The 24,608-nt window shown below is 49.1% G+C and carries 23 protein-coding genes; 12 read left to right on the forward strand and 11 right to left on the reverse strand.

Translation table 11 applies throughout. The annotated features are described in order from the left end of the window. Window positions 1–498: 498 nt before the first annotated feature. Window positions 499–990, reverse strand: coding sequence for a GNAT family N-acetyltransferase (locus QNM19_RS08375; protein WP_284026583.1), 492 nt, complete (start codon window positions 988–990; stop codon window positions 499–501). 104 nt (window positions 991–1,094) lie between these two features. After that, a complete protein-coding gene (locus QNM19_RS08380; RefSeq protein WP_284026584.1) occupies window positions 1,095–1,655 on the reverse strand; it encodes a hypothetical protein in 561 nt (186 codons plus the stop codon). A gap of 381 nt (window positions 1,656–2,036) precedes the next feature. Between QNM19_RS08380 and QNM19_RS08385 the strand changes: the two genes are divergently transcribed. The 5 genes from QNM19_RS08385 to QNM19_RS08405 are packed head-to-tail and all read left to right on the forward strand — an operon-like array spanning window position 2,037 to window position 9,103. Continuing rightward, window positions 2,037–3,284 (forward strand): HlyD family secretion protein, encoded by a 1,248-nt coding sequence (locus tag QNM19_RS08385; protein WP_049864394.1) that lies wholly within the window; start codon window positions 2,037–2,039, stop codon window positions 3,282–3,284. Between the two features lie 10 nt (window positions 3,285–3,294). Beyond that, the gene (locus QNM19_RS08390; RefSeq protein WP_049864395.1) at window positions 3,295–4,002 is read left to right on the forward strand and encodes an ABC transporter ATP-binding protein; all 708 of its coding nucleotides are present in this window, start codon (window positions 3,295–3,297) and stop codon (window positions 4,000–4,002) included. Beyond that, window positions 3,999–6,386, forward strand: coding sequence for an ABC transporter permease (locus QNM19_RS08395; protein WP_284026585.1), 2,388 nt, complete (start codon window positions 3,999–4,001; stop codon window positions 6,384–6,386). Before QNM19_RS08390 ends, QNM19_RS08395 begins: the two co-directional genes overlap by 4 nt. Window positions 6,387–6,404: 18 nt before the next feature. Continuing rightward, complete coding sequence (locus tag QNM19_RS08400; RefSeq protein WP_284026586.1) at window positions 6,405–7,811, forward strand: sigma-54-dependent transcriptional regulator; 1,407 nt, start codon at window positions 6,405–6,407, stop codon at window positions 7,809–7,811. 2 nt (window positions 7,812–7,813) lie between these two features. Continuing rightward, on the forward strand, window positions 7,814–9,103 hold the full coding sequence (locus tag QNM19_RS08405; protein ID WP_049865652.1) for a sensor histidine kinase: 1,290 nt from the start codon (window positions 7,814–7,816) through the stop codon (window positions 9,101–9,103). Window positions 9,104–9,114: 11 nt separating this feature from the next. Here the strand turns inward: QNM19_RS08405 and QNM19_RS08410 are convergent, their stop codons facing one another. The 3 genes from QNM19_RS08410 to QNM19_RS08420 all read right to left on the reverse strand — a co-directional run bounded on the left by QNM19_RS08410 (window position 9,115) and on the right by QNM19_RS08420 (window position 11,146). After that, complete coding sequence (locus tag QNM19_RS08410) at window positions 9,115–9,606, reverse strand: lipocalin family protein (protein ID WP_417712161.1); 492 nt, start codon at window positions 9,604–9,606, stop codon at window positions 9,115–9,117. Between the two features lie 218 nt (window positions 9,607–9,824). Then, window positions 9,825–10,160 (reverse strand): zinc ribbon domain-containing protein YjdM, encoded by a 336-nt coding sequence (locus QNM19_RS08415; RefSeq protein ID WP_049865651.1) that lies wholly within the window; start codon window positions 10,158–10,160, stop codon window positions 9,825–9,827. A 116-nt stretch (window positions 10,161–10,276) separates the two neighbouring features. Next, window positions 10,277–11,146 carry a LysR family transcriptional regulator gene (locus tag QNM19_RS08420; RefSeq protein ID WP_284026588.1) on the reverse strand — a complete coding sequence of 290 codons (870 nt, stop codon included), beginning with the start codon at window positions 11,144–11,146 and terminating at the stop codon, window positions 10,277–10,279. A 93-nt stretch (window positions 11,147–11,239) separates the two neighbouring features. Between QNM19_RS08420 and QNM19_RS08425 the strand changes: the two genes are divergently transcribed. Further along, the gene (locus tag QNM19_RS08425; RefSeq protein ID WP_049865650.1) at window positions 11,240–11,746 is read left to right on the forward strand and encodes a lactoylglutathione lyase family protein; all 507 of its coding nucleotides are present in this window, start codon (window positions 11,240–11,242) and stop codon (window positions 11,744–11,746) included. Between the two features lie 31 nt (window positions 11,747–11,777). Here QNM19_RS08425 and QNM19_RS08430 read toward each other — a convergent pair whose 3' ends face one another. Then, window positions 11,778–11,972 carry a hypothetical protein gene (locus QNM19_RS08430; protein ID WP_049865649.1) on the reverse strand — a complete coding sequence of 65 codons (195 nt, stop codon included), beginning with the start codon at window positions 11,970–11,972 and terminating at the stop codon, window positions 11,778–11,780. 136 nt (window positions 11,973–12,108) lie between these two features. Here QNM19_RS08430 and QNM19_RS08435 point away from each other — a divergent pair, with 136 nt between their 5' ends. The 5 genes from QNM19_RS08435 to QNM19_RS08455 all read left to right on the forward strand — a co-directional run bounded on the left by QNM19_RS08435 (window position 12,109) and on the right by QNM19_RS08455 (window position 18,474). Beyond that, on the forward strand, window positions 12,109–12,792 hold the full coding sequence (locus QNM19_RS08435) for a response regulator transcription factor (RefSeq protein ID WP_049865648.1): 684 nt from the start codon (window positions 12,109–12,111) through the stop codon (window positions 12,790–12,792). Then, a complete protein-coding gene (locus tag QNM19_RS08440) occupies window positions 12,785–14,167 on the forward strand; it encodes a sensor histidine kinase (RefSeq protein WP_049865647.1) in 1,383 nt (460 codons plus the stop codon). The genes QNM19_RS08435 and QNM19_RS08440 overlap by 8 nt, the downstream gene beginning before the upstream one ends. A gap of 168 nt (window positions 14,168–14,335) precedes the next feature. Further along, a complete protein-coding gene (locus QNM19_RS08445) occupies window positions 14,336–16,219 on the forward strand; it encodes a DUF1800 domain-containing protein (RefSeq protein ID WP_284026589.1) in 1,884 nt (627 codons plus the stop codon). An 11-nt stretch (window positions 16,220–16,230) separates the two neighbouring features. After that, on the forward strand, window positions 16,231–17,583 hold the full coding sequence (locus QNM19_RS08450; protein WP_049865644.1) for a DUF1501 domain-containing protein: 1,353 nt from the start codon (window positions 16,231–16,233) through the stop codon (window positions 17,581–17,583). A gap of 120 nt (window positions 17,584–17,703) precedes the next feature. Then, window positions 17,704–18,474, forward strand: a complete 771-nt coding sequence (locus QNM19_RS08455) for a MipA/OmpV family protein (RefSeq protein ID WP_284026590.1) — start codon at window positions 17,704–17,706, stop codon at window positions 18,472–18,474. Between the two features lie 50 nt (window positions 18,475–18,524). Here the strand turns inward: QNM19_RS08455 and QNM19_RS08460 are convergent, their stop codons facing one another. The 5 genes from QNM19_RS08460 to QNM19_RS08480 all read right to left on the reverse strand — a co-directional run bounded on the left by QNM19_RS08460 (window position 18,525) and on the right by QNM19_RS08480 (window position 23,461). After that, window positions 18,525–19,955 carry a glycerophosphodiester phosphodiesterase family protein gene (locus QNM19_RS08460; protein ID WP_049865643.1) on the reverse strand — a complete coding sequence of 477 codons (1,431 nt, stop codon included), beginning with the start codon at window positions 19,953–19,955 and terminating at the stop codon, window positions 18,525–18,527. 113 nt (window positions 19,956–20,068) lie between these two features. Beyond that, the gene (locus QNM19_RS08465) at window positions 20,069–20,542 is read right to left on the reverse strand and encodes a DM13 domain-containing protein (protein ID WP_049865642.1); all 474 of its coding nucleotides are present in this window, start codon (window positions 20,540–20,542) and stop codon (window positions 20,069–20,071) included. Between the two features lie 160 nt (window positions 20,543–20,702). After that, a complete protein-coding gene (locus QNM19_RS08470) occupies window positions 20,703–21,311 on the reverse strand; it encodes a TetR/AcrR family transcriptional regulator (protein ID WP_049865641.1) in 609 nt (202 codons plus the stop codon). A gap of 114 nt (window positions 21,312–21,425) precedes the next feature. Further along, window positions 21,426–22,466, reverse strand: coding sequence for an ankyrin repeat domain-containing protein (locus QNM19_RS08475; protein WP_284026591.1), 1,041 nt, complete (start codon window positions 22,464–22,466; stop codon window positions 21,426–21,428). Window positions 22,467–22,492: 26 nt separating this feature from the next. After that, on the reverse strand, window positions 22,493–23,461 hold the full coding sequence (locus QNM19_RS08480) for an NAD(P)H-dependent oxidoreductase (protein WP_049863925.1): 969 nt from the start codon (window positions 23,459–23,461) through the stop codon (window positions 22,493–22,495). 158 nt (window positions 23,462–23,619) lie between these two features. Here QNM19_RS08480 and QNM19_RS08485 point away from each other — a divergent pair, with 158 nt between their 5' ends. Further along, complete coding sequence (locus QNM19_RS08485) at window positions 23,620–24,522, forward strand: LysR family transcriptional regulator (RefSeq protein WP_049863924.1); 903 nt, start codon at window positions 23,620–23,622, stop codon at window positions 24,520–24,522. The last annotated feature ends 86 nt before the right edge of the window (window positions 24,523–24,608 follow it).

Below are 24,608 nucleotides of genomic sequence, written 5' to 3' on the forward strand. Positions count from 1 at the left end.
TTTAGGGAACTCCACGCGTCGCTGTAGCTGACTTAAAATATAGGCGCGAACAAAAACACTGGTTTCCTGCCCGCGTTTACAACCTGATTAGATTACTGTTAATAAACACGTATTACTGCGCATTCTGCGTACTTTGCACCCTGCGCTTGAAATAAACACAAATGACTTATCACCGATAGTGACAATTTTATCTGTAACTATTATGTCTGTGGGTAACGGATTTTGACCATTACTTGCTGTTACCGTGATCGTAAGTTGTCCATCTTTAATCAACCAACTGCTGAGAGTAACCGAGTCTATTGAATTGCATTTACCAGAAGTGTATTGAATATGCTCTATAGTGCCATCACTTCTATAAATGCTAATAACAGATAACAGATAACAGATAACAGATAACAGAAACGCTACTATTCTAAATTTCAATTTAAGCGCCATTTTTAAAGAAACCTGACGCCTTACTCGGCCGACGCCGAGGTGTAGGCAATCAAATGCTACACTTTATGAAGCTGTTAAAACCTTCTCCATTAAGACTGCATTTTTTCCATAGCCTGGATATAGATTTGCTCCTAAGATTTCTTTGAAGCCTAGTAATGACCAAAAGCGACTAGCGTCTTGAACGGCAACAAGGATGATTCGCTTAACCCCTTTCCTTACAGATACTTTTATTAGCACTTCCATCATTGAGCGGCCAATACCTTGGCCTTTAGAATGTGGATCAACGGCCATATCATGGAGAAATATAGAGTCGCTATCTACAACGTCTGGCAAGGGTTCAAACAATTTTGGGGGCTCATTCCCGCTCCACGGGTGTGCCAGCAAATAACCTAAAACATCATCCCGATCTGACACGCAGACAAAGCAAGTGTCCGGTGAAGCGGATTGCTTAGATTTGAGTACCTCTAATTCTTCTAGGCCAACTTCATGATAGGCACTATCTTGTATTTCTAAGATCCCTACCCAGTTCTTTTCTTCGATTTTTTGAATTTTCATGTGTTTTGTATGACAGCGTCAGAGGATGATACTACTTGGCTTTACTTATACAACGAAACGGAACTGAGCCAAGCGTTAGCAGCCCCACTTACTTAATGCGCTGATTATATTTCTCTTTGTACTGAGCAATTAGCGTGCTTTCCAAAGTGGTCAACAGCAAAGCTAAACAGTACCTTTATCATGAAAAAAATACTCACCATCAAAAACCAAAGTGGCAGTGACAAGTAAATCAATAAAAAGATGCCATAGCACATAAAATTAGCGGCAACAAAAGACTGAATTGACTTCCCCTTTAGCGCATTGACTATAAATGCAGACACGATAGTGTAGCCCCAAATCATTATTGCACTACCCATCGGCTCAGAAAGCAACCATGCAATGGCTAAAATATGCACATGAATAGCGATAAAAATAAGGCGACTTTTGGGCCGCTGAGAATAAAATTCATTAGTGCCATAGCTAAAATTAGCAATGCAGCCTGCCAACACATCAAAGATTAATAGAAAAGCTATGATTGATTTCCAATTATCTAAGCGTATATCTGCAACTGAATAAACAACCAAACTTCCAAATAAGGCAAATACAATCGTACAGCAAACCTCTAAAAGTGATTGTTTTTCACCAAATACTTCGAAGAGAAATTCCGGGGTTTTAAAGTACTTCATTGTCTGTGTACCACTTCCTTATATGCACCGAACTTGGATGTGAAATATAACGCAAATACCGGTTAAGCCTGTTCCCAGGTTTTTCCAGCCCAATACCAAAAAGTGTTTAACATAATAGGAACAACCTACCACCCAGAGCACTAGCCTGCAAGCCTGACGAGGAACGTACTCTTAGCAATTCATTCACCCTAGCGCGAACTACAGAAACCTGACTAACTCAACTTAAATAGCCCCTCCCATTTCCAAAAATCGCAATTCCATTTCCACAAATAAAGCCGTTCAAGCATACTCAATAAAAATACAAACCAAATAAATACAAACACTTAAGAAATGGCACATACCTTGTAATGTCTACAATCAAGTACCTGCAGAGGATTGAGTATGGACATACAAGTCGAACAAAAAAAGAACATCAAAGTGAACTGGCTGTGGCTGGGTGGGATTGCCTTGCTCGTTATCGTGACGGGCTGGCTGCTTGTCCAGCCCAGCGCGCAGGCCTCTTTGCCGGCAGAGGATGCCTGGATTGGTGAGGTCAGACAGGGAGACTTAGTCATTTCAGTGGCCGGGTTTGGTCAGCTTAAATCACGCACGCCACGTTTAATCAGTGCTGCCAGTGAGGCCACAGTAGAAGAAATTGTACTGCGCCCGGGTGTTGAGGTTACGCCCGACAGTGTGATCATGCGACTTAGGGATGCCAGCCTGACTCAGTCGCTAAAAGACGCAAAACGGGCGCTGCAACAGGCAAAAGATCAGTATTTACAGTCAAACATTAATCAGCAGCGTGAAATGCTGTCGCATCAGGCAGATCTGGAGATCTTAAAATCTGACTTAGAGCGCGCTGAGCTGGAGGTATCTGCCCAGGCAGGTCTGGTTGAGGATGGTGCGGTATCCAAGCTGGATTATCAGCGTACGGTGCTGGAGCATCGCCAGCTGACCCGCAGGATTGACATCGAACAGCGGCGTATTAGTCAGCTTGAAACCTTGCATCAGGCTAACTTACAGCTGGCCAACTCGGATATTGAAGCCGCCGAAGAGGCTTATCAGCTGATCCAGCACAGAGTTGACCGCCTCACTGTGCGGGCGGGGATCACAGGCGTGGTGCAGCAGTTACATGTCGAACTGGGGCAAAGTGTGCCTATGGGCGCGCAGCTGGCACTGGTTGGCAGCACACGGGATTTATATGCCCAACTGCAAGTACCACAGGCGTATGCGGAGCAAGTAGCACTGGCGCAATCAGTTCAGGTGAACACCCGCTCAGATCTAATCACAGGCACTGTCTCACGCATAAACCCTGTGGTGCAAAACGGCAATATTGAGGTTGAAGTAGCACTGCCCAAGACTTTACCCGACAGCGCCCGGCCCGAGCTCAATATTGAAGGCACCATACATATCAACACACTTAACGACGCGCTGTTTATCGACAAGCCTGTCGGTGCCAAAGCCTTTAGCCACGCCACTTTATACCGTATCGACACGAATACCCAACAAGCACACGCCATTGAGGTACACTATGGCGCCCAAACCGCACAGCATATTCAGCTGCTATCCGGCGCACAGCCAGAGCAGCGCTTTATTCTGTCGGATATGGCATCCTATCAGGATGAGCCGGTCGTGTACCTGAGTAAATAAGGAAACCACAATGAACAACAAATGCGTTATTAAACTCACAGACATCACCAAACACTTCTTGCTCAGTGGTATGGAAACACAAGCCTTACGCGGCGTGAACCTGAGTATCAACAAAGGTGAATATGTTTCTATCTCTGGCCCATCCGGTTGCGGCAAATCTACCCTGCTCAATATTCTGGGCCTGTTAGACACACCTACGGGCGGCCGTTATCAGATTGCCGGAAGCGACGTCAGCCAGCTCAGCGTCAATCAACGCGCAACATTAAGGAACAAGCACATTGGCTTTGTCTTTCAGTCGTTCAACCTGATAGATGAGCTGAATGTATTCGATAATCTGGCGCTGCCAGTTAAGTACAGCGAACATCCCCTGAGTGGCACTCAGCTCAAAGATCGAATAATGCATTGTCTGGAGCTGGTGCAAATGACACATCGGATAGATCATCAGCCCAACCAACTGTCGGGTGGCCAGCAGCAGCGTATTGCCATCGCCCGGGCGCTGGTCAATCAGCCGGATATTCTGTTGATAGACGAGCCCACAGGTAACCTGGATTCCAAAAATGGTGATACCGTCATGCAGATGTTGCACGATTTAAATGCACAAGGCACCACCATGTGTATGGTGACGCACGACCCGAGGTATGCCGATATGGCCAGTCGCAAACTGTTTCTACTTGATGGCGTTATGGTGGATGAAGTGAAGCTGGAGATGGCAGGATGATCAAAGAAGAACTTAAACTGGCTGCGTCTAACCTGAAAAAGTTGCCCGGCTTTAGCGTGACCGTGATTTTCACACTGGCGCTGACCCTGGCGGCACTGTGTGTGGTGATCAACATCAACCACAGGTTGCTGACCAAGCCTTTACCCTACCCCAATGCCGATACCTTATGGGTCACAGATCAGAGCGAAACCATCAATGGCGAAACGCAATACGGCTTTCAGATGTTGCCAACTCAAACGCTGATCTACCAGGACAAGCAGTTTATTGATGAAATGGCCATGCTGCATCACACCTCACCTCGCCTGATGGATGTCGACGGACGACCCACCGTGGATGTACTGCGTGTTTCCCCTGAATTTTTCTCGTTGCTCGGCGTGCCCATGCATTTGGGTCGCGCACTGAGCAGCGATGAAGGGATCAGTGATGAACAAAAAGTGCTGGTACTCAGTTATCAGACCTGGCTGGAAGACTTCAACGCAGATCCCGCCATAATTGGCACCTTTACCCAGCTTAACCGGGTGGCTTACCAAATTGTGGGAGTCGTTGCCGAGGATTTTGAAGTACCGGAGATTTTTCGCAGCTCTGAGATCAGTGGATTTAGCAGCTTTCCAGAAGCACTCAGCACCACTAATAACTGGAACAGCATCAGCAGCCAGTTTAACGGGATCGCCCGCTTTAAGCCGGGTGTGAACACAGCGCAGGCCAATCACGCGCTGGGTGAGCAGATCAATACCCTGTATCAATCTCAGGAAAATGTTGCCCCCGATACGGCCATCGGCGCACGCTTCACGCCATTGCGCACCAGGATCATCGCCGAAAGCGATAACCTGGCACTGAGTTTGTTGTTTTCTGCGGCAGTGCTGGTTTTGATTGCGCTGACCAATGTCACCAACCTGTTTTTATCACGGGGCGCACAAAAGCAACGTACTATGGCAATTCAGGCAGCACTGGGAGCTAAACCGCGCCATATTTTCATCAGTATGTTTTGTGAAAGTGCTTTATTGATTGGCGCCGCAACCGTGCTGGGCTTACTAGGCGCGCAGTGGCTGAATGTCCTGTTGGCCGAAGACCTGAGCTATCTGTTCACTCGTATGCAGGCTTTGTCGCTCGATGCACCCACTATTGTGGTTGCAATGATCCTGGCACTGCTTATCACCCTGCTCATTGCCGCCATCACCAGCAGTCAGGTAAACTACCATGCCCTGACGGGCGCCCTGCATGCCAGCGGCAAAGGTACGGGTGCACAAATCTCAGCCCGTACCCGCCATATCCTGGTGGCATTGCAAGTCATGTTTGCCAGTTTATTGCTGTTTCTGGCGGCCAATAAACTTCTGCCCGCCTATCATAAAATGACCCACCCGACCGGATTCAACACCGAACACCTCTACTATGTGCGTGTTGATGGCAGCGCCACTAAGATTGACTCATTTGAACTCACCAGGCAGGTTAAAAGTACCCTGGGCACACAAGCAAATGTCAATGCAGTAGCAGCCAGTATGACCTCTCCGTTGGTCATGGGCTGGAAAAACTACCTGTATGACGAGCAAATAGCGCTACTGGGCATAACCAGTATGGCGTTTTTAGATCAGGATGCCTTTACCACTTTATCTTTGCCAGTCAGGCAAGGGCGCAGCTTTACCCCCATTGCAGCATCTGGCGAAGATAACAACGAAATTATCATTTCAGACTCACTGGCCAAACGCTTGTATGGCACAAACAACCCGCTGGGACAAACGCTATACATCGACCAGGAAACCCCCAGACAGGTTGTTGGAGTTGTAGGCGACGTATACGTGCCCACCGGCCCACTGGGGTATGAATTGGAGCGCTACTATGTGCCGCTCACCGAAGGTAGCAGTGCGTTTATTATCAAAGCCAACGGGCCTTTGTCAAAAGTGCAGCTTGGCGAGTCACTCAGGGATATTCATCCGACCTTAAACTTCTCGGTTTTCAGGAAAGTGGATGATATGCTCAGTCAGCGACTCAGACAAACCTGGCTTCAGGCCATGCTGACCGTGGCGCTGCTAACACTGACGCTGAGCCTGGCTGGCGCAGGCATTTACGGTGTACTTACCTATAGCGTGCAAATGCGCCGTTACGAGTTGGGCATTCACTTGTCTCTGGGCGCACACACGCATAAGCTGGCCGCCATGATCATTAAACAGAGTTTTGTGCCTATTTTTACCGGCCTGGCAGTTAGCCTGCTGTTTGCAAGCCTGGGTTATCTGGTGTGGTCTCGTATCGGAGACGGACCAGTCGATGTGAACTGGCTGGCCATTATCAGCAGCATTCCGGTGATGTTACTGGTCGCACTGATTGCCAGTTATCTGCCGGTACAAAAGGTGATCCGTCAGGACCCAATCCGGGCATTGAGAAATGAATAACAAATCGAACAACAGTCAATGAGGAAATGCAGGCGCTTCAAAGCGTCTGCCAGTTATACCATGCAAGGCACCCTACTTATCGTAGATGACAAGGCCGATATTCGCCTGAGTCTTCACATGCTGCTGAAAAACAGCGGCTTTACCACCCTCCAATGTAGCTCATTGAGAGCGGCAGCAGACACACTTGCACAACACACCGTCGACCTGGTGTTGCTCGATATGAATTATGAGCTGGATACTACGTCAGGTCAGGAGGGTCTGCAATTTCTATCTGAGCATGCCAAAGCAACCCCAACCAGCCCAGCGTTTATTGCTATGACAGCCTGGTCGAGTGTGACCCTGGCTGTCGAAGCCATGCAGCGAGGTGCTGTGGATTTTTTTGCCAAGCCCTGGGACAACCATGCCGTGCTGATGATGATTAAAAAGCATCTGGGGCTCAGACAAATGGCCCAGGCTCAGCAAAGTGCACTACTTCAAGCTCAAAAAGCGCCCGACACAACACTGCTGTGGCTCAGCCCACAGATGCAAACACTCAAAAAACAACTAGATAGGATTGCACCAACCGGTGCCAATATTTTATTACGCGGCGAAAACGGCACGGGTAAATCCCAGATTGCTCAGTATCTCCACCAGCAGAGCGCACGGACAGGTAAACTGGTCAGCGTTAACATGGCGGCTATCCCAGAGTCCTTGTTCGAAAGCGAACTATTTGGTCATGTTAAAGGCGCCTTTACCGATGCGAGGCAGGACCGCGACGGCCGTTTTACTCAGGCCACTGACGGCACCCTGTTTTTAGATGAAATTGCCACGCTGAGCGACGCGCAACAAGCTAAGCTATTGCGGGTGCTGGAAAATGGCGAATATGAGCCTGTGGGCGCAGATCACACGCTTCACGCCGATTGTCGCCTGATCAGCGCCACCAATGCAGATTTAGAAGCGCGTCAAGCACAAGGAGAATTTCGCCAGGACCTGTATTTCAGACTCAACACCATAGAGCTGACTGTGCCACCCCTGTGCCAGCGCAGTAACGAAATCATCCCGCTGGCAAAACACTTTATCTCGCACCATGCACAAACCTACGGCTTGCCTGAATTAACTTTGTCTGATTGTGCATGCAACACCTTACAAGCCTATCACTGGCCGGGAAATGTACGGGAGTTAAGTCATATCATGGAGCGCGCCGTGCTGATGTGCGACGAGCCCGAGATCACCGCCCGGCAGTTGCAAATAAAAGCCGTCAAAACCGAGCTCAACAACCCGGTATCAGAGCTGGTGACACTGGAGCAGGCAGAGCAAAAGCTCATCCGAATGGCACTGGCTCAGTGCCAGGACAATGTTGAAGACGCCGCACTCCTGCTGGGGATCAGTAAAAGTGCGCTGTATCGGCGCATGGATAAATTCAACATTAAAACCCGGCAGTCATAAATATGATGACGCTCAATTACGAACGATCCGCGACCCTGTTTTGCATGCTTGTCTGGCTGCTACTAGCCTCGCTCAGCACCGGATTACTGCTCAGTCTGGGCAGTGGCTGGCTGGGTGTCATTACACTGTGGGTATTGGGATTGTGCCCCGCTGCATTGCTGTTACAGCATATCAAAGTGCATCTCGTTCAGCCTTTTTACCATCTGACGACGACCATCGAAGCCATGCGGCTGGAAGACTATGGTCAGCGCTTTTACAGTACCGACAAAAGCGGCATTCTGGCCCAGCTGCAAACCGAAACCAGCCAATTATGTGATCATTTACAAGCGTATAAATCTGCACGGGATCATCAGGCAATCTTATTGTTCAGGCTCATTGAGCAGCTGCCCAGCCCCATTGTGGTGTTTGATGAAAGCAACACACTGGTTCATGCCAACGACGCTTTTTCAAACTGGACCGGCAAACCCTGGCAAACGCAAAGACGACTCAGGGCCGCTCATTTCAGCCTGACGCAAACCAACGGACAGTGGCAATTCAGTCATCCGTCGCTGGCTCAGCAATGGCAAATCCGGCAAAGCCAGATCCCCATTGACGACAGCCACGCCCATTTATTGATCCTGACCGATGTCCAGTCTGTGGTCAGTCAGGCGCAGCGCGACGCCTGGCAAAAAATGATCCGCATTCTGAGCCATGAGATCCATAACTCACTGTCTCCCATTAAATCACTGGCACAGACACTGCAAATGTTACAACCCGGCGCCGATACGCAAGCTGATTTTGAACAGGCGCTGGCTGTAATAGTACAGCGCAGTGACGGACTGATGTCCTTCGTCAATCGCTACGCCAGCGTTGCCCGGCAACACCAGCTGCATACAGAAACAGTGAGTATAGACGCCCTCCTCAGTCCCATGCAGGTTTTATATGACACCCGGGTCCGCTGTTCAATTGAGCAGAACTTTGCACTGCATGTGGATATCAGCCTGCTGGAACAGGTATTGGTTAACCTGATCACTAACGCGCTGGAGGCCAGCGATGAAACCGGGATGGTTGATATTATCGTTGGCAAAACAGCACAATACGCGTTTATAGATATTCTGGATGAAGGTCAGGGAGTCACTAATCCGGACAACTTGTTCGTGCCCTTTTACACAACCAAACCCAATGGCAAAGGCATTGGTCTGGTGCTGTGTAAAAACATTGTGGAGCAGCACAATGGCCAGTTAACCCTGGTCAATCGTACAGATAAGGCAGGCGCCAGAGCCAGAATTCAGTTACCGCTGGAGCTGGCCTGAGCAAAACCAGCTTACTGCTCAACAAAGATCAGCGCATCGGTATCAAAGCCGCGCTCGGCAGCCATGCTGACAAACTTGTCGATGATCGCCTGATCGACTTTTGGGGTACGGGAGAGTAACCACAAATACTCCGTATCCGGGCCAGACACAAACGCATACTGGTAGTTATCGTAGTCGAGCTCAAACACAACATAAGCCCCATAAAACGGACCAAAGAACGACACTTTCAGGTAAGCTTCATCATCCTGGTTGACAAAAAACGCTTTACCTTCGGCTTCGCGCCACTGGTTCTCTGCAGCACTGAAGCCACGATTAATGACCTTCACGCCGCCATCTTCGCGCATACTGTATTGCGCCGTCACCCGGGTCAGGCCGCGTTCAAAAGAGTGATCCAGGCGGGCAATCTCGTACCACTTCCCCAGATAGCGATTGAGCTCAAAATTCCCGACTGGCTGCACGCCCTGTGGCATGCCCAAACAACTGCTGAGGACAAACGTCATCATGATAATTAAGACTGTTTTCAATGTCTGCTCCTTGTATAACTAATAACGCTTAATACGACATTGCAAAGAAGTAGGTTCACAGGTTTGCAGGCTTTTCACGACGTAAGTGCCTGTCAGACAGAGTTTAGCAGTGATAGTAGTATCTTGGTTGGAAGATCCCGTGTTGGAACACGGGATGACAGGCTGAGCGCACTGGGTGGCTTGAGTGAATGACCCGTTTAGGCCTTTTTCACGAATTTCGCGGTGACCATCATTTCGCCTACACCATCGACCTTGCAATCCAGTTCGTGGTCTTTTTTGTCCAGCACACGACGAACCAGAGCTTTAGTGCCAATTTTGATCACCTGAGAGCTGCCTTTGATTTTCAGATCTTTGATCACAGTCACTTTGTCGCCGTCGGCCAGCAATGCGCCGTTGGCATCTTTCACTGAGATGACATCGTCTTCGTTGACTTCATTTGGGTTCCATTCATAGGCGCACTCCGGGCACACCAGGTTGCTTTGATCCTGATAGACGTATTCAGAATTACATTTCGGGCAAGGAGGTAAAGACATGCTGACTTACTACATTTTGATTCATTTGGCCTGCATAGTAATGGCTCGCACGCGGATGTGCCAGTGCTAAGCCAATATTTATTGATTTAGTGCAGATTAGAATAAACTGGTCAGTATTATAAACTGCTTTTTGCGTGCTCCATCACAGTCAATACTCTGGCAGGCAGTGCTGCACGTCGCACTGTGCATAGGTAAATTGTCTCGCTCACGGGTTGGCTCAGTGAATGTACCCGTATCAGTTTTTGTCTGGCGAAGGCCTCAACCGCAAAAGCAGGCAAAACACTGAACCCCAAGCCCCGGCTGACCGGTTCAAGGATCAGGCCTATCTGATTAGAAAACCCTTTACGCGCAAACTGTGCACAATGTTGGAACTGCTCAAAGTTCGCACTGAGTAGCAGCTCACTATGGTGTGCGCCATCGGGGTGGTCGATGAACCCCAGTGACTGCAAATTCTCCCAGCTGGGTTCGTCTACCTCAGCTGGCGTAACCAGCAACAAAGGTTCCGTCGCGATCGCCTCGCTCATTACTTCGGCCGTTTTAGCCGCGACAGTGGTAAAGCCCAGCTCAGCACTGCCATCGGCTACGGCTTTTCCAATGGCCTGATTAGGCGCAAACCTGTGGTCAATTGCGAGCCCAGGGTGACGACTTTGCAACGTCAACAACTGTGGATAGAGCCTGAGTCCGAGGCTCCCCGGCGACATCACCCTGACTTCTCCTTCATAAGGCGGGTCCTCCCCGATACTGAACTCCAGTTCCGACAAATCTTGTAGTATCTTTGATGCCTGAACACGCAACCGTTTGCCCGCTTCTGTCAGTACTACCTGTTTGCCATCACGCAGTAGCAAAGCCACAGCAAAATGCGATTCTAACTTTTGTACATGCTGGCTCACACCCGACTGGGTCATATGTAAGTACTCAGCCGTGCGGGTAAAGTGCCCTATATCGGCCAGCGTACAAAATGTGCGAAGCCAGCTGTTATTAATCATTACAAAAAATACTTATTTTGATAATTTTTAATAATTTTACATTTTAGAACGACGTTTGTAATCTGCTCACTATTCAAACACAGGAGAGTAATTATGAACCAGGTTTACCCACGTACCTTTTCACATATCGGTATCTCAGTGCCCGACCTTGAAAAAGCCGTTGAATTTTATACTAAGGTCATGGGTTGGTATGTGATCATGGCCCCCACCGAGATCGTCGAAGACGACAGCGCCATCGGTGAAATGTGCAGTGACGTATTTGGTCCTGGGTGGAAACGCTTTCGGATCGCACACTTGTCCACCGGCGATCGCATTGGCGTAGAGCTGTTCCAGTTTGATAACCAGATCAATCCGGATAACAACTTTGAATACTGGAAAACCGGTATTTTCCATTTTTGTGTACAAGACCCGGATGTTGAGGGATTGGCAGATAAAATAGTGGCTGCAGGGGGCAAACGACGTATGACAGAGCCCCGCTATTATTACCCTGGCGAAAAGCCCTACCGCATGATTTATATGGAAGATCCATTTGGCAATATCGTGGAAATATACAGCCACAGTTACGAGCTAATATACAGTGCCGGTGCATATCAGGAATAGCACCTGGCAGGGCCGCTCATACCGGCCCTGCTTACTTACCGGCTTGCTTATTAGCTCCCCACAGGGCAACGCCCAGCGCTATGCCAGCTCCGGCACACGGAGCAACAGAAAAAGCCAGAATATCAAATGCTACCCCAAACGTAACGCCAACCGCAGTGCCAATACCTGCACCAATCCCAATATAAAGGCCTGAGTTAGGCCGGGCTTCTGCTTGCTTATCTGTCATGGAAATTTCCTTATCCTCACATTCGGTAGGCTTAAATTTATACACAGACGCAGGCTAAGCACAATACAAAATTGTATGCCAATCTCGTGCAAAAATACGATATGCTTTAATCGAGTGACGACAACCTCAGGTTTGTATGCATATTTTACTAGTTGAAGACGACCCCGACACGGCTGAATTTATCTGCGCCGGACTTGCCCAGCACAATGCACAAGTTCAGCACTGTGACAACGCAGAGCGCGCCATGTTAAGCGCCTCTGCCCACGCATTTGATGTGATCATTTTTGATCGTCTGTTACCCAATATGGATGGCCTCGACGCAGTACGGATTTTACGTGCCAGTAAAGTCACCACCCCGATTATCATGCTCACCGCACTGAGTGATACCGCCGATCGGGTTGCCGGACTCGAAGCCGGCGCCGACGATTACTTAGTGAAGCCCTTTGCTTTTGCAGAGCTGTATGCACGTTTAAAAGCCCTGGCCAGACGCCAGCCTCTCAGAGCCGATACGCTGGAGCTGGTGATCGGCGAACTGCGACTCAACCGCACATCCCGCCAGGTGCAAAGAGCCGGGCGGGAAATTGAACTGATGCCCAAGGAATATCAAATCCTGGAATATATGATGCAGCACCCCGAACAGCTGATCACCAAAACCATGCTACTGGAGCAGGTGTGGGGATTTAGTTTCGATCCCAAAACCAGCCTGGTGCAAACCCATGTCAGCCGCTTGCGCAATAAACTGGATAAGCCTTTTACGTTTGACATGATCAAAACCATTCGCGGCAGTGGTTATCTGCTCACAGGCTCCACTGATGATTAGTCGTTATCATTTAAAGCGCGCGTTGCTTTCAGGCACCGCACTCTGGGCCGCTATGTTGTTGCTGCTATGGCTCTCAGGACAGCTACTTATGTGGCAGGATAAACAAACGCAGCAGCACGAGTTTAGTGAATTTCTCAGCGACATTGAAAACATGCTTGAAGAACATGGCTTTGAGCACGTGTTGCAGGAGTTTGAACTCGAAGATGAGGTTATCTGGCCAGAGCATGAGGCACGCGCGCACCTGGCGGATGAAGGCTGGCTGGTTGCCGTGTTTGAGCAAGATAAACTGCTTTTTGGCGCTGAGACTCAACTGACGGCGTCGCCCACTGGCCAATGGCAAACCGTATCGCTTGGCGAGGAAGGTGAAGCAGAACTGTTGTCTGCCACAGTGAACTTGTCCGATGGCCTGCGTATTCATTACTGGCAAAAACGAGATGAGCTGCATGCCCATAGAAGCGCGTTTTATGCGCAACTGATGTACTGGTTTGCCCTGCTCAGCCTGCCCCTCATGGTAGCAGCAATCGCCTGTGTTCAGGTTAAGCGCAGCCGCGCGCTGCAAGCACTATCAGAACAACTGGCCCAGGTTGCACATTCTCCGGACTCAAAGCGCACCGAGGTGGCGACATCAAACTCAGACATCATTACCCTGAGCGTCGCAATAAACCGCATGCTTGATGAAATATCCCGCCTGCATGGCAATCTGAAGACCATGTCGGTGGGCATCGCCCATGATCTGAAAACCCCTTTATCCCGCATTTCCAACCGCTTGCAGAGTATGTATCAGGATCTCGATGACCCGACAATACTGGAGGGACACATAGATAAAGCAAGTAACGAGCTGGCCCAGGTAATCAACACTTTTAATAATCTGGTGCGGCTTAATGCCATTGAGTCAGGAAAACATATTCAGGGCTTTAAAACATTTGACTTGTCGGCACTTATTGATGAGCTGGCACAAAGTTATTTACCGGTCTTTGAAGACAGCGGTCGGCACTTTGAGGTCTCAATTGTGCCGGCTGTGCACTGCCACGGTGACAAAGACTTGCTCGGTCAGTTGATCTGTAACTTACTGGAAAATGCACTGGAGCATAGCCAGCCAAATGCCCACGTATGGCTCAGACTGCAAAGCCATACCCAGAGTGCCCTGCTACAGTTCGGGGACGATGGTCCAGGCATCCCGGTCAAGGATAAGGCCAAAGTGTTTGATAAATTTTATCGAGCCGATATCAGCCGAGGTCGCCCTGGTAATGGCCTCGGGCTGAGTATTGTGCGTGCTATTTGCGAGGTCCATCAGGCCCAGCTATGCCTGCTCGAAAACCAACCCGGTGCGGTGTTTAATATTGAGATCCCAACACGCCAGGCGCTGAGTAATTAAGTTGTTGATGCACCGGTTAATATAACAACAGACATGAAGGCTCAGAGCAACCGAATGCACAGAACCTAAAAGCATACAATTTTGTAAACAAGCCGTATGACAACTGTATGACCGTTTGAGCGCGTTTCACTCTAAACTTAAGGTATCCGCAAGTAAGAGAGTGAAACCATGTTCAGACTAACCCCGCTTAACATACTACTGCTCAGTGTTTGCCTGAGCCTGACCGGGTGTGGCGGCAGTGATGCCAGCCCAAACAGCACAAGTAATACCAACAACCCGACTACCCCACAGCCAGAACCCGATACTTCGGGGGGAGATACTAACAACAATTCTGACGGCGATAATAGCGATCCCGATGACGGTGGCGCAGACGAAACACCCGACGACAACACATCTGAAATCAACCCGGCCTTTGCCACAGCCCTCACTACATCACGATTTTTACAACAAGCCACCTTCGGAGCCCGACCACAAGATTTGGATGCCCTGACAGGAAAAAGCGCATCAGACTGGTTTAAAGCACAGCTTAAACTGCCACCCAGCCTGATCATGCCGGTGGTAAGCGAGTATACTCCACCGCCAACCGCAGAAGATGACTTTAATGCTCTGTATATTGAATCGACCAGTGTGGCATTCTGGCGCAATGCCATTGCCGGTGAAGATCAGTTGCGTCAGCGAATGGCATTTGCCCTGTCAGAACTGCTGGTCGTATCCAATGCAGGCGGAGAAGAACTGACCGATATTCCTGAGGCTGTCGCTTCTTATCAGGATATTTTGATCCAACATGCCTTTGGCAACTATCGGGAGTTACTCGAAGCGGTGACCTACGCTCCCGCCATGGGCTTTTATCTGACCTATATGGGCAACCTTAAAGGGGATGAAGCCACGGGCAGAATGCCAGATGAAAACTATGCCCGAGAATTGCTGCAACTGTTTACCGTTGGTGTTGTGGCACTGAATCCAGACGGCACCGAACAGCAAGATGAAAATGGTGCCACAAAAGAGCTGTATAATAATCAGGACATCACCGGCCTGGCACGGGTTTTTACAGGCCTGGATATGGACTATGACACGTCCGAAGAACTGGAGATAAACGAATTTGCGCTCCCCATGACTGTCTACCCGGAAAATCACTCTGAGAAGAGTAAAACCTTTCTGGGTACCACAATTGCCGCCGGGACAGGCCCCAAAGCCTCGGTAACACAGGCGCTGGATCATATATTTGCCCATCCAAATGTGCCTCCTTTCATTGCAAAGCAACTGATCCAACGCCTAGTCACCTCAAACCCTTCTCCCGGCTACGTAACACGTGTTGGCACGGCGTTTAGCAACGGCCGCACAACTTTGCCCGATGGCACCTCAGTAGGAGATGGCCGTCGTGGCGATTTAACCGCAACACTGGCAGCAATTTTATTTGACCCGGATGCCAGAGCAAACGCCACTGAGCGTGGCGGCAAGATCCGTGAACCTATCTTACGCTTTACACAATGGGCACGGGCGTTTGCAGTCAAAAACATCACCCCGGAGTACCAGGAAATGCTGTGGGACACCCGAGATGCCAGCATGCTGGGCCAACACCCTTATCGCTCACCCAGTGTCTTTAACTTCTTCCGCCCCGGTTATACCGCACCAGGCAGCGTGAGCGCGACCAATGGCATGGTGGCACCTGAGCTGCAAATCACCAATGCCAGCACCATTACCGGCTACGCCAACTTCATGACTTACTACATCACCGGGTTACAACAAGAAGTAGATGTCGAGGAGCTGCAAGTCATCTACGACGAAGAGAATATTCAGCTCAATGCACAAAATGCCGCAGAGAGCTTTCTGGCAAGCTACGACACAGAGCTGGCACTGACAGCTGATCTCGGCGCACTAATAGACCGTCTCGACTTGTTGCTATGCGCCGGGCAACTCAGTGCCAACAGCAAGCAGTCAATTCAGGACATACTGCAAACGGTGACCCAAAACGACGACGCCGAGCCACTGCGGCTCGTACACCTGGCCATTTTACTGGTTATGACCTCACCTGATTACTTGGTTCAGAAATAGGAGTAAAGCTCATGAACAGACGCGATTTTATCAAACTCAGCGGTGCCTCGGTGATGGCTTCTTCGATGTTTCAGTTAGGTCAGGCTCTGGCAAACAGTCCGGCGCAGGACAATGATTACAAAGCCCTGGTCTGCGTATTTCTATACGGTGGCATGGACAATCATGACACCATAATCCCGTATGATGAAACCAGTTACGCGCAATGGGCGGGCCATCGGCAAAGCCTGCTGGGGAAGTACACAACCCCACGCACTCTGGCCAACCTGTTACCGATTGCAACACCCGGACGTTTTGGTTCGCGCCGCTTTGCCCTGCCTGCGGAATTGGCCGGGCTGGCAAACTTATATCAGCAAAATAAGCTGGCCGTGGTTGGCAATGTTGGTCCGCTACTGAGTCCGGTTACGGCCGCTATGATTGCACAGGATACGGCTCGCCTGCCATCCAGATTGTTCTCACACAATGACCAACAATCAACCTGGATGTCTGGCGCAGCCGAAGGCGCACAATTTGGTTGGGGAGGCTTGATGAATGATGCCCTGATGGCACAAGGCCACACCGCCAATACGCCATTCAATGCCATTACGACGGCAGATGGCGCATTATGGCTGACCGGCAAGCAAACCGCACCATACCATGTTAGTGACGGACAAGCCGCCACCATAGAGGCATTGGAAGAGTTTGACGAACATCCAGAGCTGGTCGCGCATTTCAGCAACCAACCTCAGAATGCCCAACAGTTTTTGCAGCAGGACGTCACCAACGCCATTAACAGTGCTTATCAGGCCAACAACCAGTTTAATGCAGCGCAAGCGAACACAACCGTCACACTACCAGAGTTTCCGGCAACTTCGTTAGGCAAACAACTGCAAACCGTGGGTAACAGCATTGCTGCGCGCCAGCAACTTGGAGCCTCAAGGCAAGTCTATGTAGTCGCGATGGGCGGCTTTGACACCCACTCAGGGCAGGCACAAAACCTGCCCAAATTGCAGGCCACGCTGGACAGTGCGCTGGTGGCGTTTAACACTGCAATGGAAAGCCTCAACCTCAGTGATCAGGTCACCGTATTCACAGCATCTGATTTTGGCAGAACACTGGCCATTAATGGCGATGGCACCGATCATGGTTGGGCTGGACATCACTTTGTGATGGGAGGCGCGGTCAATGGTGGTACCATTTTTGGCGATATACCCAACGCAGAACTCAACCATGAACTGGATGCTGGTGGTGGTCGCCTCATCCCGACTACCTCAGTTGATCAGTACGCTGCCAGTCTGGGGCAATGGATGGGGTTAGATCTGGGCACACTCAACAGCATCTTTCCCAATCTGAATAACTTTAACGGCCCACTTTCTTTATTTAAATGACATCAAGACTAAACGTTCCTTGTCTATAGTTCGTAAGAGGAGAAGCCTGACACAGTGTTCAGGCTTCAGTTCATCATGCATATGTGAGAACAGAATAATAAACTCAGATAAGGACACACTATGTTTAAACACGCATTTTGTATTGGTACCCTGCTGGTTGCCTCATTGCCACTTCAGGCTCAAACTGATGAACGGGGCGCGGCAAGAGCTCAGCTTGAACCCAAAGGCTTTTTGTACGGAATCGGGCTGGGCGTCAGTGAAGAGATATACCAGGGCTACGACAGGCGTGTGATCCCCCTGCCTATCTTAGGTTACCGCGGAGATAAACTCTCCGTTCTTGGGCCATTCATCAGCTATGAAGTGCTGGAAGTCAATGATATTGAGATCCTGCTACAAGCAGCCCCACGCTTTCAGGGCTTCGATGAATCGGACAGCGATGTGTTTAGAGGCATGGCTGAGCGTGACTTCTCAATGGATGCCGGTCTTGGTGTCAGATACGAGCGTAACAACTGGAAGTTCAATGTCTCTGCGGTACACGATGTGCTGGATAAATCGGATGGCTACGAGCTGTCAACCGGGTTGGGTAAGGTCTTTAGATCCGGTCCGTTTTTCTACGAACCCAGCCTCACCGTCAGCTATCTCGATAGCAATCATGTTGACTATTATTACGGGGTAAGGTTGAACGAAGCCACCAACATGCGCCCCTACTATCAGGGCGATAATGCCACCAATGTTGCGCTCGGGTTCTCGGTATCAACACCGATATTTTTTGATGGCTTTACCCAGCTTGCGTTTGACTACACCTGGTTTGATGACAGCATTACCAATAGCCCGCTGGTCGACAGCGACGGCAGCTTCTCGGTCCGCTTACTGTTCAGCAAATTCTTTTAAGCACAAAAAGGCCGCAGCTCATAGATGAGACTGCGGCCTGTTATGTCGGATTAGATACTTGCTGGCATGCCCATGCAACTAGCATAGTAAGTCGTCGTAGCCGGCCAGTCAGAGAATACGCCCATTACGCCCACATCTTTCGCCAGTACATCAAGTAGCTTAAAGGTATCACCATCGTTGTTAATCATACTTTCACCACGATGTGCGCCATTGACACTTTGATAGTACCAGCCACCGCCAGCTGCAAGATGGCCTGAACGCTCCAGTGTCCAGGTAATGATCCCAAGGCCTGCGTCACGCGCTGCTTTGGCATACGCAGATGGCACCATTTCGCCGTTTTCTTCGGTTACCAGCACCCACATAGGTGGTGCAATGATCTTCACGCCGTCTGCTGCCAGCTCAGCCATGGTAGGCACCAATAATTCAGGGTTGTTGACCAGTTGCTGCGGCGTAACACCCTTTTCATTCTCAGCCGTTTGCGCTTCATAACGGTCATCCAGGTAAACTGCCTGTGCACCAAACTCCGGGTTTTGCGCTATCCAATAGTTGATGTCATCTCGGTTAAATGACTGTGCCCAGACATGCTTAGGATCAACCCCCGCAGCCTTGTACTCATCAATCATTTTCTGAGCATAATCCTGCTGAGAAAACCCATCGAACGGCATAGTGACGGACGGAGACTTAAGCTCAGGCGTCATCTTAGTACCCAGCTCTTTGAACAGAGCAATACTTTCTGCATGGGTCATCAAAGTACCCCGACTGGCATACAAGTCAGTGCGCCAGTTCGACGTACCATTCATGTATTCTTCCACTGTGGTACCCATAGAGTTTGCAGCGTCCATTTTACCTTCAAGCGTCATAAATTCCGCCAGCGTAATGTCGCTGGTACAACACTTAGCCTGAGCCACAACGCCATTTTCAGGATCTGCCGGTACAAATGGCGTCGAACATTTCTGTGCCAGATCAGTTTCCAGAATGTTGGTCGTGGTGTGCAGATCGCACTGAGAGTGACGACACACCAGCTCTTTGTCTTTGGTGAAGGTCACATCACATTCCAAAATACCCGCGCCCATTTTGGCCGCTGCGAGATACGACTCTTTAGTGTGCTCAGGAAACTGCATCGGTGCGCCACGGTGGCCGATTGAAAAGTCTGTCTTGTAGAAAGGACCATTTGAACATTGGGCCAGTTTGTCTTTTAGTTCACCCTCATCCATGTCTTGCACCAGAAAATCCGGGCGCGTACCGACCTGCATGTTGTTGGCACCACCCGCTGGTACTTCAACCACAACCGGTACTTCTATGGTTTTGATCTCAGTAATGGTATCGGTAACCACTATGGTCTTTTCGACTTCCACTACCTGCGTTTTCGTGTCTGTGGTGACAACCGCTTTTTCTACTTCAACGACTTCGGTTTTGTCGTCATCACAGCCAGCAAGTAGCAAAGCCGCAATCACAGCAGAGAGAGATGTTATTTTTTTCATTGTTATTCCTAAGTTTACGTCCAAAGAAAGCGTTTTTATTCTTCAAGGAAATAACAATAGAGGGACACTATTACCGAAGTAGGAACAGTCAGTGACCTTTTTATGACTCGTCGCTACTGATATTGTGCAGCTGTAATAAACTCTCCAAAGGCTTCACACCAGACAATCACAGTATTGTACTCCGCCGGATTGACCTGCTGAGGTACATCGACCACAAAGTTACTAAAGGTTTTAATGTCACCGACTTCAACCATGGTGCTTTTGAGGCGATTAAAATCAGCTTCTGTTTCCACAAACTGAGGTGACAAATACAAACGATAATCCGGCCCCGGAGCCAGCTCGCCAAGCAAAGTAATGTGATCTTTGCTGATCGAAACCATGCCTTCACCCCAGTGTAATGCATCACTGTCTTGTAAAGATTTACGAAATTGTGCCGAATAATCTGCCCCTAAAGATGCGGCAGTGACGGCTCCCTCGTTAGGTGCAGGTGGCGCAGTTAGAATGGGCAGCATATAAATGCCACCCGCGAAACCGGCGAATCCAACCAGGCCATGGGTAATGATGAGCGTAAGCGCACGTAATGTCATAGTCTCTTTTCCTTATAGCTGATGGGCTAAAGTGTAGTACAACTCAGCGCACACTCAGGTACTCATCACACAGTGTTTTTATGACTGTACCTTTTGAGGTTACATTGAATATTCGCCCGTAGTGCAATTACCTACACAGTACATCTTTGTGCTGCAAAAGTTAGACCCGATAATAGGCCAGAAAGAACGCCACGGTTTCAACTGTGAGTACGTCAATTTGTTCTTGGGTCAGTGCGGGTTGTTGATGCAAAATCTGAGGCCAAAAGGCCTGCCCTTTTAACAGACTGATCAGCTGGGCATGTGCGCTTTGAGGATCTGCCTGACGCAACTGCCCATGTAACATGGCTTGCTTAATCCAGCGGGTCAAGGCGGTTTCCTGATCAAAAAACTCACTCATTTCAGCTGTGAAAATATCCGGGTTAAACAAGCAATACCCTATCGCGACTCGGATCAGTTCCTGCAGGTTCTGATTGCTCAGAAAGTCCAGCTCATTCTTCAGTAACGCAGCCAGCTGTACATCCAGTTCTGTGTCATGCACATACTCTATGTCACACGTCAAAATGTTCTGACGCCAGATTTCTTTGATGATATGCGTCACTAGCTGTTCTTTGCTTGCAAAGTGATTGTATACGGTACGCTTTGAAACCTGAGCTGTTTCAGCAATTTTGTCCATGCTGGTGTCGCTGACACCGTATTGCTGAAACGCGCTCAGGGCACCATCTATGATGGCCTGTCGCTTTAGCATACTGCGGGTAACTTTAACGGTCATTATGGGTTCATTGTATGTAACTTTATTCTGACTATTTTTACACTTACCAGTTTACTTTTCAATTTATCCTTATTGTTCTAAAGTACGGCTTCCTTGCTGTCATTGCTTTGATACTCAATCGAATTGTGCAATCTGCTGATGTTTCAGTATGGTCTCTATGATCGGCACGTAATGATAGCGTTCAGCCAGGTCCAGTGGCGTGTCATTTTCATAGGTTTTGAGCTGCAATTGTGCGCCACCTTGAATAAACACTGTGGCCGCTTCGGTGTGTCCATGCCAGATAGCATCGTGAAGCGGCGTATAGCCATTGTTTGGACCTTGTGCATTTAAGACCAGGGGTGCACGTTTATCATTCAGCAACAGTCTGACTATCTCAGCATGTCCCATATACCCGGCCTTATGCAGGGCAATGGCGTTCATAGGGTAGCCCGGTATTGTCTGGTCAGCATTATGTGCCAGTAGCAGTTCAACCACGCTGCCATACCCTTCTCTTGCAGCAACCAGCAATGGGGTGTGCCAGTCATTGCGGTTAGAATACACAGGCCGGCGCTGATTAACGTTCTGACCAGCTGCAAGTAACGCTGTGATCTGAGTAACTTTCTGCGCTTCACTCATCGCGCTATTTTCAATCACGTTGAGGATCTTCTGCTGCGCTAACATGGCCTGTTGCTGAGCACGCTTTTGGGCAAAAAGCGCCGCCAGCTCGTCATAACGGCGCGCTTCACTGGCAGTAATGTGTTTGTCCCAGCCTCCAATTAACTGCTCAGCCTTGGCGCCTGTTGGCGTTGTCAATTCGATATTCAGCTCGGGATGTTTAAATAATTCAATAATGTTGTCTGGCTTTGAATACCAGGTTGCTATCATTAACGGCGTAAAACCGGAGCGCGGTGCCTGTAAATTGATAAATGCGCCTTCTCTGATCAGCAGTGCCAATATCTGAGTATGATCGGTCTGCGCAGCGATATGCAACGGACTGTTTCCCATCCTGGTATCCAGCTGATTGACATCTGCCCCGGCGCTCAGCAAACGCTTTACCAGTGATATATCGCCACTGATCACAGCCTGATGCAGCCTGGGTAACTCAGGCTTTGGAGTGGCATGTACAAAAGACGAAACAAGTCCTAATACAACCGTGATGAATAACGATACTTTCATGAAATTTAACCTTGTCATAATACGCACTACTTTGCCTGCTCGACTGCCATAACCTGATAATCTGTGATCTGAACAAGGTTGCCGACCAGATTAACCTGCCAGACTTCATTGACCAGCAAGTTTACAGCCTGCCCGCCTAAAGGTGAGTCGCTATACGTCTCGGCTATCAGCCGAATACGTAATTCAACCCGATATGACTCCTTACTCTTCTCTCTCACCTCGATTTGCTCAACCAGATGCTCGCAGCCGGGCTTAAAGGTGCGCCTCGCTGTTGTGTACCAATCTCTGAACCCTTCATGACCCTGATATTGATCCCCCATCATGTCGAGCGTAATGTCTTGAGATAAGGAGCGGGTGAACTCTGCACAGTCAGCAGGCAACACGTCAAATCGAGAAAACCACTCCCCCACAAACCGCTCGATTTGTATCGCCGGATCATGTATCACGTTATGGATACGTTCACACAAACGCGCTGCATGTGCTTTGGCTTTGCTCTGTACGTCCGATAACTCGTTGTAAACGCCAGGTATATACACCATGCCATGGGTATAAACGGGTTCAATAAATTGCATACCGGTTAAATACACTGTTTGCTGTAAAGGTCGGATCATTTGTTCAATTTTAAAGTGGTTGTAGCCAAGTGGATCGTAGGATGACTCAGGCCCACCGACTGTGAAGGATAAAATGCATGCCTTCCCTTTGAGTTTGTCGCCACTCGCGCCATATGCAAAGTTATAACTCAGCACATCATCCAGCCATTTTTTGAGTAATGCCGGCACTGAATACCAGTAAAAGGGAAATTGCAGCACAATGACATCTGCCGACAACAACGCTTGCTGCTCGGCTTCAACATCAATATTGAAATCAGGGTAGCATTCATCTAAACGCCTAATTTCCACCTCAGAGACGGCCTGAGAAATTTCATCCAGGATCACACGATTGGTGTTTGAAGCAGCCAGGTCTGGATGCCCGGAAATAACAACCACTTTGTTCATAGTTACCTCTTTACAAAAAACTTAATCGACACCGGCCTAAGCACGGCTTTGTCATAATCTGGCAAACAGTATATTGCGCCCAATTACTAAAAATTAGATGCCAATTAACTAATAAATTGATAGCTTATAACTAATAATAAAACGATGAGTCACCGTATATGAATGGCGCAGCTTTTAACCAGTTGATTATGTTTCACACCATTGTGCTTGAAGGAAGTATCACCAAAGCAGCCAAGAAGCTGGAACTGGCTCCCCCTTCTGTCAGCAATGCACTTAAAGCACTGGAAGCGGAACTCGGCCTGCCCTTGTTTACCCGAACGACCCGTCGTATTGAATTAACCGAAGCAGGCCGATTGTTGTTCGAACGTACCTATGACACTGTCAATGATCTCAGCTCTGCGCTTGAAGAAGTCAGCGATCTGGGTCAGATCCCGTCTGGCAAAGTGAGACTGACTACGCCACGATTTGTTTACCAGTACTTACTCAAACCGATATATGCCGAATTTTGCCTGCAATACCCAGAGATCGACCTGGAAATTTCGGTCTCCGATGCAGCCATTGATATTCTTAAAGAGGGATTTGATTTGGGCATTCGATTTGGTGATCGGGTTGAAGAAGGTATGATAGCAAGGGCACTCACGCCTGCCATGAAAGAAGCCCTATTCGCTTCTCATGCTTATGTTGCACGCCATGGGCTGCCCGAAAGCCCTGACGCGCTGAGGCATCATAAGCTGATCAACTATCGGTTTATCGCATCAAACCAGATAGCGCCTTTATATCTGGATCGCAATGGGGAAAGGCTCAGTGTAGACATGCCAAGTGCTCTGACTGTCAACGACACCGATCTGATGCTGGATGCAGCGCATAAAGGGATAGGCATTGGCCGCATTGTTGAGCCTATGGTGGCCAGCCAGTTCGCAGCAAACACCTTGGTCCCGATATTGCCAGATTATTGGTGTCCGTATGCCCCGCTCTATGTGTACTTTCATCGTAATAGTCAAAAAGCCAGACGCGTACGAGTGCTGATCGACTTTTTACTGGCACATTGTGGTAATGACTGAGCGTAAGGCACAACCCCCTGCCATGTCTGACTTTTTAGTGAATTTAACGCAAATATTCTAACTTCTATCATCAAATGGCAATAATC

Origin of the sequence: Pseudoalteromonas ardens (genome assembly GCF_030125445.1) — a bacterium.
GTDB classification, from domain to species: Bacteria; Pseudomonadota; Gammaproteobacteria; order Enterobacterales; family Alteromonadaceae; genus Pseudoalteromonas; species Pseudoalteromonas ardens.

Bases quoted from the DNA above. Each gene is read 5' to 3' on its own strand.
- QNM19_RS08375 (WP_284026583.1), bottom strand. From the start codon at position 990: ATGAAAATTCAAAAAATCGAAGAAAAGAACTGGGTAGGGATCTTAGAA.
- QNM19_RS08380 (WP_284026584.1), bottom strand. From the start codon at position 1,655: ATGAAGTACTTTAAAACCCCGGAATTTCTCTTCGAAGTATTTGGTGAA.
- QNM19_RS08385 (WP_049864394.1), top strand. From the start codon at position 2,037: ATGGACATACAAGTCGAACAAAAAAAGAACATCAAAGTGAACTGGCTG.
- QNM19_RS08390 (WP_049864395.1), top strand. From the start codon at position 3,295: ATGAACAACAAATGCGTTATTAAACTCACAGACATCACCAAACACTTC.
- QNM19_RS08395 (WP_284026585.1), top strand. From the start codon at position 3,999: ATGATCAAAGAAGAACTTAAACTGGCTGCGTCTAACCTGAAAAAGTTG.
- QNM19_RS08400 (WP_284026586.1), top strand. From the start codon at position 6,405: ATGAGGAAATGCAGGCGCTTCAAAGCGTCTGCCAGTTATACCATGCAA.
- QNM19_RS08405 (WP_049865652.1), top strand. From the start codon at position 7,814: ATGATGACGCTCAATTACGAACGATCCGCGACCCTGTTTTGCATGCTT.
- QNM19_RS08410 (WP_417712161.1), bottom strand. From the start codon at position 9,606: ATGATGACGTTTGTCCTCAGCAGTTGTTTGGGCATGCCACAGGGCGTG.
- QNM19_RS08415 (WP_049865651.1), bottom strand. From the start codon at position 10,160: ATGTCTTTACCTCCTTGCCCGAAATGTAATTCTGAATACGTCTATCAG.
- QNM19_RS08420 (WP_284026588.1), bottom strand. From the start codon at position 11,146: ATGATTAATAACAGCTGGCTTCGCACATTTTGTACGCTGGCCGATATA.
- QNM19_RS08425 (WP_049865650.1), top strand. From the start codon at position 11,240: ATGAACCAGGTTTACCCACGTACCTTTTCACATATCGGTATCTCAGTG.
- QNM19_RS08430 (WP_049865649.1), bottom strand. From the start codon at position 11,972: ATGACAGATAAGCAAGCAGAAGCCCGGCCTAACTCAGGCCTTTATATT.
- QNM19_RS08435 (WP_049865648.1), top strand. From the start codon at position 12,109: ATGCATATTTTACTAGTTGAAGACGACCCCGACACGGCTGAATTTATC.
- QNM19_RS08440 (WP_049865647.1), top strand. From the start codon at position 12,785: ATGATTAGTCGTTATCATTTAAAGCGCGCGTTGCTTTCAGGCACCGCA.
- QNM19_RS08445 (WP_284026589.1), top strand. From the start codon at position 14,336: ATGTTCAGACTAACCCCGCTTAACATACTACTGCTCAGTGTTTGCCTG.
- QNM19_RS08450 (WP_049865644.1), top strand. From the start codon at position 16,231: ATGAACAGACGCGATTTTATCAAACTCAGCGGTGCCTCGGTGATGGCT.
- QNM19_RS08455 (WP_284026590.1), top strand. From the start codon at position 17,704: ATGTTTAAACACGCATTTTGTATTGGTACCCTGCTGGTTGCCTCATTG.
- QNM19_RS08460 (WP_049865643.1), bottom strand. From the start codon at position 19,955: ATGAAAAAAATAACATCTCTCTCTGCTGTGATTGCGGCTTTGCTACTT.
- QNM19_RS08465 (WP_049865642.1), bottom strand. From the start codon at position 20,542: ATGACATTACGTGCGCTTACGCTCATCATTACCCATGGCCTGGTTGGA.
- QNM19_RS08470 (WP_049865641.1), bottom strand. From the start codon at position 21,311: ATGACCGTTAAAGTTACCCGCAGTATGCTAAAGCGACAGGCCATCATA.
- QNM19_RS08475 (WP_284026591.1), bottom strand. From the start codon at position 22,466: ATGAAAGTATCGTTATTCATCACGGTTGTATTAGGACTTGTTTCGTCT.
- QNM19_RS08480 (WP_049863925.1), bottom strand. From the start codon at position 23,461: ATGAACAAAGTGGTTGTTATTTCCGGGCATCCAGACCTGGCTGCTTCA.
- QNM19_RS08485 (WP_049863924.1), top strand. From the start codon at position 23,620: ATGAATGGCGCAGCTTTTAACCAGTTGATTATGTTTCACACCATTGTG.